At 44.7% G+C, this 12,351-nt stretch carries 9 protein-coding genes; 1 reads left to right on the forward strand and 8 read right to left on the reverse strand.

Annotated features, from left to right (window positions below):
• Positions 1 to 721: 721 nt before the first annotated feature.
• Both K0O23_RS04145 and lptB read right to left on the reverse strand, forming a co-directional pair.
• Entirely contained in the window at positions 722 to 2,212 is a 1,491-nt protein-coding gene (locus tag K0O23_RS04145; RefSeq protein WP_219876212.1) for a GH3 auxin-responsive promoter family protein, read from the reverse strand.
• Between the two features lie 113 nt (positions 2,213 to 2,325).
• Entirely contained in the window at positions 2,326 to 3,057 is a 732-nt protein-coding gene (gene lptB, locus K0O23_RS04150) for an LPS export ABC transporter ATP-binding protein (RefSeq protein WP_219876126.1), read from the reverse strand.
• Positions 3,058 to 3,253: 196 nt separating this feature from the next.
• Between lptB and K0O23_RS04155 the strand changes: the two genes are divergently transcribed.
• On the forward strand, positions 3,254 to 4,060 hold the full coding sequence (locus tag K0O23_RS04155) for a glycoside hydrolase family 25 protein (RefSeq protein WP_219876127.1): 807 nt from the start codon (positions 3,254 to 3,256) through the stop codon (positions 4,058 to 4,060).
• 58 nt (positions 4,061 to 4,118) lie between these two features.
• On the opposite strand, the gene recJ is transcribed toward K0O23_RS04155, so the two are convergent.
• The 6 genes from recJ to lptC form a co-directional block, all read right to left on the reverse strand.
• Positions 4,119 to 5,825 (reverse strand): single-stranded-DNA-specific exonuclease RecJ, encoded by a 1,707-nt coding sequence (recJ, locus tag K0O23_RS04160; RefSeq protein ID WP_219876128.1) that lies wholly within the window; start codon positions 5,823 to 5,825, stop codon positions 4,119 to 4,121.
• 257 nt (positions 5,826 to 6,082) lie between these two features.
• Complete coding sequence (locus K0O23_RS04165) at positions 6,083 to 7,900, reverse strand: tetratricopeptide repeat protein (RefSeq protein ID WP_219876129.1); 1,818 nt, start codon at positions 7,898 to 7,900, stop codon at positions 6,083 to 6,085.
• A 132-nt stretch (positions 7,901 to 8,032) separates the two neighbouring features.
• On the reverse strand, positions 8,033 to 10,144 hold the full coding sequence (locus K0O23_RS04170; RefSeq protein WP_219876130.1) for a peptidylprolyl isomerase: 2,112 nt from the start codon (positions 10,142 to 10,144) through the stop codon (positions 8,033 to 8,035).
• A gap of 80 nt (positions 10,145 to 10,224) precedes the next feature.
• Positions 10,225 to 11,523: a hemolysin family protein gene (locus K0O23_RS04175; RefSeq protein ID WP_219876131.1), complete on the reverse strand. Its 1,299-nt coding sequence runs from the start codon at positions 11,521 to 11,523 to the stop codon at positions 10,225 to 10,227.
• A gap of 8 nt (positions 11,524 to 11,531) precedes the next feature.
• Positions 11,532 to 11,714 carry a hypothetical protein gene (locus tag K0O23_RS04180; protein ID WP_219876132.1) on the reverse strand — a complete coding sequence of 61 codons (183 nt, stop codon included), beginning with the start codon at positions 11,712 to 11,714 and terminating at the stop codon, positions 11,532 to 11,534.
• Positions 11,714 to 12,253 (reverse strand): LPS export ABC transporter periplasmic protein LptC, encoded by a 540-nt coding sequence (gene lptC / locus K0O23_RS04185; protein WP_219876133.1) that lies wholly within the window; start codon positions 12,251 to 12,253, stop codon positions 11,714 to 11,716. The genes K0O23_RS04180 and lptC overlap by 1 nt, the downstream gene beginning before the upstream one ends.
• Between the last annotated feature and the right edge of the window lie 98 nt (positions 12,254 to 12,351).

A 12,351-nucleotide genomic window follows, 5' to 3' on the forward strand; every position in this document is an offset into this window, starting at 1 on the left:
TATAAGTTAGAGAATTATAAATTGGCTGTATATTAGTGTAATACTATAACCTACAGACAAACAAAATAAAGTGATGACCGCAGAAATCAGGGATATATGGCGCACCGTTAACAAGGTGTTAACTATTGTCAACCTTATACTTTTAGGGCTCGTGACACTCAATATTGTCCGCTACAAAGAGATTAAGGACAAGAAAATACCGGTTGTTGCAAACGTTCTCTTGCTGTTATTCCTTGGATTAGGTTTGTATGCCGCGATTAATAACCTCCGATATCTGTAAGTTAAAGGCTTTTAAGTTATACTTTAAAATGTAAATCCCCGGCAAGTATAAATTGCCGGGGATTTACATTTATCCTTTAATTTAATGTCATTAATTCTGCCGCAGGTTTAGTGGAAGCGTAGATGTGGCTAAGTATGGCAGCAGTTTTCAATCGATTTGCTTTGAAAAAGCAAGGGCTGCGATGGCCTGAGCTATACTTTATACTTTGGCAATTGACGATTACCGCATGATGATTAACACACCCCTGCCTCTCTCTTTTTCGAGGGCCCCTACCCCCAGAGGGGAATTCACAAAGTATAAATCTCACAGAGTATATTTTTATGCTCTCGCAGAAAGCCATTTACAGACAGGCTTTATGTATAGCCACATTTACGCTTCCGCTAAGCTTGCGGCAGAGGCATTATGAGTAAAATCTCTTTAATCTGCGCTTAATCCCTTAAATCATCGGTCAACCACCACATACTGCATCATCTCCTCCAGGTACTCGCGGTCGTTACTGAGGCGAGGTATTTTATTCTGCCCTCCCAGCTTATTTTTATCGCGCAGCCAGTTCATAAAAGTACCTTCCGGAGCAACATGTACAATAGGCTCCTGCAGGGCGATTTCGTTCTGGCGTTTAGCGTCGTAGTCGGAGTTTACTTCCCGCAACGTTTCGTCCAACACTTTGGTGAACTGCGATACATTATTTGGCTCTTTTTCAAACTCAATCAGCCATTCGTGGCCGCCGCGTTTGCCGCTTTCCATGTAAATAGGGGCAGCCGTGAAATTAGAAATAATTGCATCTGTTACCTTGCAGGCTTTGGTTATGGCTGTTTCCGCATTTTCTACAATCACCTCTTCGCCAAAGGCATTTATGAAATGCTTGGTGCGGCCTGATATTTTAATGCGGTACGGACTTAGGTTAGTAAATCGGATGGTATCGCCAATTTTATAACGCCACAATCCGGCATTCGTAGAAATAACTAGGGCGTAGTTTTTACCCAGTTCCACCTGGTCCAGTGTCAGCGTTTTAGGATTTTCTTCCTCAAACTGGTCCATGGGAATAAACTCGTAGTATACACCGTAGTCCAGCATCAGCAGCATTTCGTCTTCTGTGCCTGCCTGATCCTGTATCCCAAAAAACCCTTCCGAAGCATTGTATACTTCCAGGTAATTCATTTTATCAGAAGGGATAATTTCCCTGAACAGTTGGCGATAAGGCCCGAATGCTACAGCTCCATGTGTAAACAGCTCCAGGTTTGGCCATACTTCCAGTATGTTATTCTTGCCGGTAACTTCAAGTATGCGTTTCAGTAGCACATAGGTCCATGTGGGTACTCCGCTCAGGCTGGTTACATTCTCCTGCACGGTTAGCTCCACCATTTTCTCTATCTTATCCTCCCACTTATCCATCAGGGCCACTTTAAGCGGCGGAGTACGCATGGCCTCAGCCCAGATAGGCAGGTTCTGCATAATTACCGCCGATACATCACCACAGGATACTTTAGCATTTAGCTCACTTGGCCGGTGGCTTCCGCCAATAGAAAGGCCTTTGCCAGTAAATAACTTCGTTTCCGGGAACAGATTAACGTAGATAGAGAGCATGTCTTTACCACCTTTATAATGGCAATCTTCCAAACTCTCCGGACTTACGGGTATAAACTTGCTACGGGCATTTGTAGTACCCGATGATTTGGCAAACCACTCAATCTTACTCGGCCACAGCAGGTTCTGCTCGCCTTTCATCACGCGCTCAATGTACGGGTATAGCTCTTCGTAAGTACATACCGGCACCCGCTCCTGAAACTCCCGCACAGAAAGGCCGTCACTATAACCATACTTCTTGCCCCATTCAGTGCCTTTCGCTGTACTGATCAGGTCCTGAAATAACTCCTGCTGTACTTCATGCGGATATTTCCGAAACAGATCAATGTCATGAATCCGCTTCTTCATTACCCAGGTTACTATCGAGTTGATGATTTCCAATGTGGTTTGGCTAAGTGATTAAACTGCTTTGTCTACTTCTGAGCGTGCATACTTTAGCCTTGTAATATACCTATTAAAGACTAAATCTTTCTTTTTAGCTCGAAATGTTTACCCAGGTATACGCGGCGTACCTGCTCGTCAGCGGCTAGTTCTTCTGCGGTTCCTGCTTTCAGAATTTTACCTTCGAACAGCAAGTATGCACGGTCTGTAATAGACAGGGTTTCGTTTACGTTGTGGTCGGTAATCAGGATACCGATATTTTTGTTCTTTAGCTTGGCAACTATACTTTGAATCTCTTCCACAGCGATTGGGTCCACACCGGCAAAAGGCTCATCTAATAGCACGAATTTAGGATCCACGGCCAGGGCGCGGGCAATTTCAGTGCGGCGACGCTCACCTCCTGATAGTACAATGCCTTTATTTTTACGCACATGCGTCAGCGAGAACTCCTCCAGCAGCTCCTCTACTTTTTCTCGCTGTGCCTGCTTTGGCAGGTTGGTCATTTCAAGCACCGACAGGATGTTTTCTTCTACTGTGAGCTGTCTGAACACTGAAGCCTCCTGTGCCAGGTAGCCCACTCCGCGCTTGGCCCGCTGGTACATAGGCAGGTCGGTTATATCCTCATCATTCAGATATATTTTACCTTTGTTTGGCTTTACAAGCCCCACTATCATGTAAAAAGAAGTAGTTTTCCCGGCACCGTTTGGCCCCAGTAAACCCACGATCTCTCCCTGGTTTACCTCTACGCTCACATCGTTTACTACAAGGCGAGACTTATACTTTTTTATCAGGTGTTCTGCTCTCAGTATCATCGGTGCTAAATTACGCATAAAGGCTGCATCCTGCAACGTGCACGCTTATACTGTTTTCATGTTACACAAAATGCAAAATATTGAACTTTTGCTATTTAAATTTAATTAATAAAGTATATAAACCTTATAATAAGGTGTTGACAGGTATCTGATTAATACATAATTTAATATCTCGCTTTACTTTACAACTGCCTTTATGATTTTTTCTTTACTTGTTTCAACTAGTCACAAGCTATTAGTTTCCGGCTTGCTACTGGCTTCCAGCTTTACATTAACACCTGCAAACCCATCTTTGCCCGACAACAACGAGCCTAAAGCTACTACTACAACCACTACCACATCATCTTTAAAAGGCATAGATGTTTCTCGTTGGCAAAAAGAGGTTGATTGGTCATTAGTTAAGGAATCGGATGTTTCGTTTGCTTTTGTGAAGGCTACCCAAGGCGATTTTAGATTAGACCCATACTTTGCCCGCAACTGGGAAGAGACCAAACGCCACGGTATTAAGCGCGGTGCATATCATTTCTTTAAGCCGGAAGCTCCTATTCAAGGCCAGATAGATCTTTTTTTAAGCACTGTAACACTGGAGCCTGGCGATCTGCCCCCTGTACTTGATATTGAGGTTACAGACGCAAAGATCAGCAGCGAGGAAATGCGGAAAAGTATAAAAGTGTGGCTGGAGGCGGTTACAGCACATTATGGCGTAAAACCAATTATTTATACTGGCCAGAGCTTTTACCGCCGCCACCTGAAAGGCCATTTCTCTGAGTACCTGTTCTGGATAGCACGCTACAGCGACAACAAGCCTGAAATTCACCACACCGACAGCTGGATGTTCTGGCAGTATACTGATAAAGGAAGTGTTTCTGGAATAAATGCAGCCGTAGACATCAATTTCTTTGCCGGTGATTTTGAAACGCTTGCCCAGCTCTGCCTTCAGGATAATGTAGTGGCACAGGAAAGCCCGCTGCAGCAGCTAAAACACATGTATCCAAAGCCATAGATTGGAACAACATATATTAGGTTAAAACGAAGAAGGCTCCTTTAACGGGAGCCTTTTTTTATTTTAAGCGTATGTCTTTTATGCGGAGTTGCAGGGTAATTACGCCCCGGTAAATATTTTCCTCAACTGTGTAACACACGTCAAACGGAATGCCTTTTGATATTTTGTGATAGTAATCGCTAAGACCAAAACCGATCGCATCTATACTATAAAAACCATCTTGTGTAAGGCGTAGTTTCAAGTGCGAATCGCCTACAATACGTACACTACCGGTATCATACACACACTCTGAAACAAAAGTAGGTCTCATGTTACCGGGCCCAAAGGGCTCCATCTGCCGCACAATGTTGTAGAAGTTACGGGTAATCTGCTTTAATTCTATTTTGCCGTCTATCTCTATCTGCGGTATCTTCTGCTCCTCAGTAATGGTATCAGTCACTACTTTCTCGAAACGCTCTCTAAAGGCCGGGATATTCTCTACAGGCAGGGTTAAGCCTGCTGCATACATATGCCCGCCAAATTGCTCCAGTAAGTCGGAGCAACTTTCGATGGCACTATGCACATTAAAGCCATGCACAGAACGAGCAGAACCAGACGCCTTACCATTAGACTGGGTAAGTATAATAGTTGGACGGTAATACTTCTCAATACAGCGCGAGGCTACAATTCCAATCACGCCTTTGTGCCAGGAGTCTTTAAACAAAACGGTGGAACTGGCGCTGCGCAGAAAATCGTCTTCCTCTATCATCTGCAGCGCCTCTTTGGTAATGTTGCTGTCTTTGTCCCGGCGTGCTTTATTAGACTCGTTTATGATGTCGGCCATTTTAAAGGCTTCTTCCTTTGTCTGGGCCAGCAGCATGCGTACTGAGTTCTTTGCATCGCCCATGCGGCCAGCTGCGTTGATACGAGGTGCAAAGCCAAACACAATGCTCGTAATGTCCATCTCACTGGTTATACCTGCCAGCTCCTTCAGGGCATCCAATCCTGGTCGCAAAGGTTGCGGGCCGTTCAGGTGGCGTAAACCATAATAGGCAAGTATGCGGTTCTCCCCGGTTATAGGCACAATATCAGAGGCTATACTTACTACCAGCAAATCAAGCAGCTTGTATACTTCCTCCTGGTCTATATCGTTCTGAAAACAGAATGCCTGCAGCAATTTAAAACCAACACCACAACCCGACAGTTCTTTGTATGGATAAGGGCAATCAATCTGTTTTGGGTCGAGTACGGCAACAGCCTTTGGTATGTCTTCGTCGGGTAAGTGGTGGTCACAGATAATAAAGTCGATGCCTTTCTCAGAAGCATAAGCAACCTTGTCAGCCGACTTTATACCGCAGTCGAGGCTTATGATCAGGCCAAAGCCATTTTCAGCGGCGTAATCTATACCCTGCGAAGAAACGCCGTAGCCTTCTTTGTACCTGTCCGGAATGTAAAAATCAACGTTGGAAGTATAGTTGCGCAGGAAGCCATACATCAAGGCTACCGAGGTAGTGCCGTCTACATCGTAATCTCCATACACCAGTATCTTTTCATTGCGGTGCAGGGCCTCATTCATTCTGTCAACAGCCAAATCCATGTCCTTCATCAGGAACGGGTCATGAAGGTCGGACAGCGATGGTCGGAAAAAATGCTTGGCTTCGTCGTAAGTGCAGATGCTGCGCTGGCAAAGTATAGAGGCAAGTTTTGGGCTTATCTTGAGGCTTTCCGCAAGACTATCCACTACATCGGCTGGCGCCTCCTGGTTATATACCCACCTTTTCTCCATATGCTTCTGCTACACTACATTTAATCTGTTGCAAAGGTAGCTAATTTAAGGGGTATTTTAAGGCCATGCTTACCTGCTGCGGTTCGGCTTCCCTGTAAAAAGTCGTATCTTTGCCACAGAAGTACAACAGGATAATCCGTGAAACGATTCAGAGAGATTTTCGAAAAGTATAAAAATTATTCGCTGGACCTGGTGATGTATGGCTTCTTCATCATCTTTATACTTATACTTGTTATTTTCTTCGGAGACTAGCCTTACTAATTTATACTATCGCCTCGCAGTTTTCGAAAGCGTTTACGGGCCTCTGCTATGTAGATGCTCCCCTGGTGCTTTTTTAACAGATCGTTGTAGAGTTCCTGTGCCCTCTCCTTGTCTTTCAGATTCTCTTCATAAATATAGGCCATCCTGTATAAGGCATCATCACTCAGAATATCATATTGCGGGTTGCTAACGATTTTGCTCAGGCTTTCTACGGCCTGCTCAAACTGCCCCATACGTTCGTAAATATTTGCCTTCTGAAAGTATATCTCATCTGTAAGGCTATGGCCCGGGTATTTTTTCAGCATAGTATCAAGTGCTGTAATAGCCTCTGCCAATTTGTTCTGAAACACCAGCAGATCAATGGCCGCATACTCTTCCATAGCTACCGTAGAGGTATCGAGACCGGTGTTGTCTGTTATAAGCAGGCTCAGGTCCATGGCATCGTTGGCAATTTCGCGACTGGTAGCCAGTTTCAGTATATCCAAGTGCGCCTGGGCCAGTTCAAAATCGCCTTTGTAGTAGTTTAGCCTGGCGTTTCTCAGTTTGGCCTCATGCCCTATGGGGGTTTCTTTGTGCGTTTTTTCTACCTGCGAGTACAGCAATGTACTTTCCCAAGGCTCGCCTTTTAGCAGATAAATGTCTCCTAAGGTTAGTTTGCTATTGGCTACAAAATCCGGATTGGCGCGCGGCATGTCTATCGCTTCCTGCAACAGGGCAATGGCTTTTTCCCTGTCGTCTAAATAAAATGCATACAAGCCGGCCATGTGCTGCAATACTTCTACTGTTTGGGCAGATCTGCCTACCTCATTTAGTAAAGCCTCGTAGTCGGTTATAAGTGCCCTTATCTTATCCTTATCCACAGGAAATGTATTCTGTATCTGCTCTTCCCGCGCATTTATCAGTCGCTGTCGTGCTATCAGGTAGTATGGCCCTTCCGGGTATTCTTTTACAATGTAATCGTAGGCCTCAATGGCGCCCTCGTAATCATCGTTCTTCAAGCTGATGGCACCAAGCTCCATAACACGAGTACCACCACTGCGCGTGCGCTTATCTACAGCCCTGGCCTGCATCAAAGCCGCATAAAAATCTTTTCGCTGAATGTAAAGCCAGATCAAAAGTTCGTTGTATGCCAGCTTATCGGGGTTTTGCTGCACCCGCAGTATCAGCTCTTTCTCCAGTTCATCCAGGTTTTTTTCTTCGCGCATACTGTTCTGCAGCATGTTCTGCACATACCCCAGTTCATTATCGTCGGCTTGCAGCAGGTTCAGTATCTCAGGTATCAGGCTGGTATTTTTCTGGCGATAAGCGTAAAGCGCAATAAGCGGCCTGTTAAACTCCAGTGGGTTTTCACTGAGCACACGGCCACGCAAGTATGTTTTCTCGGCATAATCAAACAGGTCGCTTTGCATAAAGGCGCTTGCCAGGCTTATTACCTGCTCAGGCTTTAGCTGCTCCAGCATTTTATCATAATATTTTTCAGCGGTAGCCTTATCGCCTGAAGCCTGGTATACCTTACCCAGATCTACCTGGTAGTTGGGGATATCCGGGTATCGCTTTATGGTCTTCTTCACCAGTTTTTCGGCTTCCTTGTAGTTTCGCTGTGCCAGCAACACTTTCAGGTAGTCGGGGTAAACCGCCTGGAACAATCTGGGCTGTTCTACCAGTTTACTGTATAGTTCTTCTGCCTTTGCATAATCGCCTTTGCTGTAGTACTCGCGTGCCAGCTGCAGCTCCTGGTTTTGGGCTGAGGCTGTAAGCGTTACAAGAAGCAGCAGTATAGCGCTAAATAAAATACGAAATGGTTTAGCTGGCATAATATACTTAAAACGTAAGTTAAGCGGGCTTTGATATTAAAGCGCTGCGGATAAATTGAAGGTACGGGTATACAACAAAAAAAGCCACCCTTTGTGGGAGTGGCTTTTTTTGAATTTATACTTTGCTAGATTCTAGAAGAATTTAACGCGGTTATCCTTAATATCAGCTTTGTCTTTGATGGCTTCGAAGGCTTTGCTTTGCACGTTGCCTGCACGCGATGTACGCAGTTGCTCTTTTACGTTACTAAAGTCATTGATTTCAGGAGCCTGATCCAGGTTAACCAGTTCAACGATCAATACACCGTTCTGTCCTTCGATAGGGGCTGAGCGGGAACCCTGCTTCATACCAAACGCCTTGCCGATAGCAACCGGCTCAACACCGAACCCCGGTATGGCAGTAGAAGCAAGTGTTACGTTATCGGCAGTTTTAACCATGGCATTTGGTCCGTAGCTAGCAGCAATCTGGTCTAACGAGCCTTTCTGGCCTTTTAGCTTCTCAATGATCTGCTCAGCTTTAACTTGGTTGCGTACGGCTGCCGTTAGCTCTTCTTTAATGTCTTCTATTTTAGCATAGCCTTTTTCACGCTTGCCAGTAAGTGTTGCCACAACAAACTTGTCTTCTATCTCGAACACCTTAGACACATCGCCTATTTCAGTGTCATTAGCGTAAGCCCAACGTACCAGTTCGCGCGAATTGTTCAGGTTATTTACCATTATCTGGTTTTTACCGATCTCCTTGGCTTCTTCTTTAACCAAAGACTTATTTTTAGCAACATTTTCTCTGAACTCTTCTGCGCTGCCGCTTGTGCCAGATAACTCATCTGCAATAGCGTAGGCTACGTCGCGGGTTGTTTCGCTGGCCTCTACTGAGCGCTGTACAGCGGCAATTTTATACTGCTGCTTTGTTTTAGGCTCTGTTACTTTTACAATGTGGTAGCCATACTCGGTTTCTACCAGGTTTGGCAGTAAACCAGCTCCTGCATGACCAAACACGGCTTTGTCAAAAGGACCAACCATACGGCCTTCTTCAAACCAACCCAAATCACCGCCTACAGAGGCAGTTCCATCGCTACCGTACTGAGAAGCCATCTGTGCAAAGTCTGCCCCGCCTTTGATCTGGTTTAGAACATCCTGCGCTTTTGTTTTGGCAGCTGCTTTTGCCTCTGGTGTATCACCTTCAGGTCTGATCAAGATATGGCTTGCTCTTACAGCGCTTGTAGCACTTTCTTTGGCATCCATTACTTTGAAAAGCGCCATTGTGCCATTTTGAGTATATGGGCCATATACTTTACCTTCCTGTAATGGCAGTTGCTTGCGCAGTTCCTCTGGCAGGTTGCCAGGCGTTTGGTAGGTGCCGTCAAAAGGTTGGTCTGAGTTTGTGTAAACAAAAGCAGAATCGTTTGTTGCGTTTGCAAATTGCTGTGCAAGTGTGCTGATCTCCTGCTGATAGTATGTGCTGTCTTCTCTGGATGCGTTTACATCTATTACAACATACTCTACTGAACGGCCATCTTCTACTTTATAAAGCTCTTTGTTGCGCTCGTAATACTCTTTAAGTTTTGCATCAGATACAGTAACAGCAGAGTCTGCCATTGTAGCGTAAGGCACAAACAGCACTTTTAAACTTGCTGATGCATTCTGGGCTTTATAAAAGTGCTTAGCTTCTGCATCCGTTATGTATACTGACTTAGCAAGCAGATTATTATACTTTGTCGCAATGCGGTCTGCAATGATGCCCTGCTCGAAGTTAGTCCACATAGGACGCGCCTCAGGGCCCATCTGATCGAGGTTTTGCAGGTACTGTACTACCTGGCTCTGGTCGAACAGACCTGTTTGCGGATTAACGAAAGCCTGTTGCACAGCCGGGTGAATGTTGTTACCCTGCACCATGTCTGCCAGTTCTTCGTCAGTTACTTCTATTCCTAAACGATCGTACTCTTTCTCTAAGGCAATCTTAAAGATCAGCTGGTTCCATGCCTGCTCACGCAGCATAGCCATTTCGTTTTCAGTGGCTGCACGGCCTACCTGGTTTTCATAGTTTACTTTAAGTTGCTGGAAAGCCGCATCAAACTCATCGTATCCTACTTCTTCCCCTCCGATTTCACCGATAACTGTTGCATCGTTACCCATTAGCCTTGAGTTTGGCCCTAACAGGTCACCGCCTACTACAAATATACCAAGCCCTATGGCAATGGCTCCTACAGCCCAACCAGACTTCTCTCTAATCTTATTAATTAATGCCATTCTTTATTTAACTTATAAAAGGATTGTGCAAAATAAGGTTAATCGTGTTAAAATTCAAAAATTTTATGTGTTCAGGCTTATTATTCTGCATCTACCTGATAATCTGATTTTTTAATCAGCTTCACAGCGTTGATGCGGTTATCGTCCATGGAGAGTACTGTGATAAGAAAAGGCGCTACTTCTATTTCATCACCAGGTGTTGGTATTTCGCCGAAAACAGAGAAAATAAGACCTCCAAGTGTTTCATAATCGCCTTCAGGCAGGTTCAGGTCATACTTCTCGTTCAGGTAATCTATTTCGTGCCGCGCACTCAATAAGTATAATCCCTCTTCTGCAATTACCTGTTCCAGCAGCTCATCATTAATATCAAACTCGTCTTCTATTTCCCCGAATATCTCTTCTATCACGTCTTCTACTGTCACAATGCCTGAAGTGCCTCCAAACTCATCTATCACCACGGCTACACTGCGATGTTCTGAAACAAATTTTACAAAAAGCTCGCTGGCCAGCATACTTTCGGGCACCATACTTACCTGCGAAATTATTTCAGCCACGCTTTGCGGGCGCTTAAACATATCCAGTTGGTGGCAGTACCCTACTATATTATCAATAGTATCCTTATAGACCAGAATTTTGGAATGTCCCGTTTGCACAAATGTCTGGCGTAGCGTTTCAAGAGTATCCCCTATCTCTACAGCCTCTATCTCGGTACGTGGTACCATGCACTCGCGCACTTTCACCGTTTTAAACTCAAGTGCGTTATGGAATATCTGGGGATCTACCTCGGGTGCGTTTTCCTGCTCCGGGTGGTAGAGGTGGTTTTTGATGTATGCATTCAGGTCTGTAAAGCCAAACACAGGCTTTTCTTCTGAGAACTCAATCCTGAAAAGTTTTTCGGCCACCAGTTTACTCAGGCTTACAATCAGGTAAACCACAGGGTATAACATGTAATAGAGTACAAGTATCGGAACCGCCAAAACCTGCAGCAAACGGTTAGGATTTATGGCTGCTAAACTCCGTGGCAAAAACTCGGCAGTAAGCAAAACCACTACTGACGCAATAATAATCTGGATAAGCAGTATAAGTAAATTAAACTGAAATGGCTGGGGTAAGTATACCAAAAGCAGCGTGTTTAGTATTCCGGCTATTGCAAAGCCGTACAGCACCAGCGCAAGGGTATTGCCGATTAATGCCGTGCCTAAAAACCGTGATGGGCGCTGCAACAAATACCAAAGTATGCGCCCAGACAGTACACCATTCTTTTCGCTGAGCTCGATCTGAATCTTGTTGGCTGCCACAAAGGCCATTTCTATACCCGAAAAAAAGGCAGAGAAAACCAAGGCGGCAAACAGCAAAACGATCTGACTGGGGTCTATCATGATTTAAGTTATTTTTCGGCGTCTTCGCTTTTATTGCGCCGGTAGCGGTACAACATGTACAACACCAGCACAATCATAAAAATCCAGTAATTGCCGGCGGCGTCACCCTCCTCTATACTGCGGTGCACACCTATAACCATAGCCACAAAAGCGAGCGACAGTAAAATAGTATTTAACAATTTAGGGTTCATTACTCTTCTTTTAAGCTAAATGTGCCTGTCACTTTTGTAATGGAGTATCTCGAGAAATCCTGATTGGCACGCAGTCCTTTCCCTGTAATTATTTCTTCAGCTGTGGTAATCTTTACAAACTTGTCTGTATAAATTTCCTGCTTATTTTTATTCCAGTACAGTTCTTCTGTCTCCAGCTTTTCCTGTTTTTGCAAGTTATTTACCACTACATTGCCTCTGGCCAGGTAAATATCCTTATTACGGTCCTGTTTGGCGTAATTTGCCTTTAATGTTGATGTCATTTGCCCTGGCTTTTCGAAGAACTCTACATATAGCCCTTCCGGGAACACGCCATCACCGTTTTCAAACTCCTGCTGCAGCGGCGCTTGCAGCTTAACCAGCAATTTGGCTGAGTCGGAATAAAGTGTTACCACGTCCTTGTTCTCGATCAGGGGACCGGTGTATTTCAGTTCTTTGTCAGGGTCCTGTAACTCATCGGTACAGCTAAAAGCCGTACTTACAATAAGTGCCAGTAACCCTAATATGTATGCATTGCGCATGTTATACTTTATCGTCGGTTTTCGTGAAAATAACAAAATTTATAATTCTCAGTTCACAAACAGCCTCTTTAACAGGCATATTACAAAAAAGGCCGCTT

This window comes from Pontibacter aydingkolensis, from assembly GCF_019443125.1.
GTDB lineage: Bacteria > Bacteroidota > Bacteroidia > Cytophagales > Hymenobacteraceae > Pontibacter > Pontibacter aydingkolensis.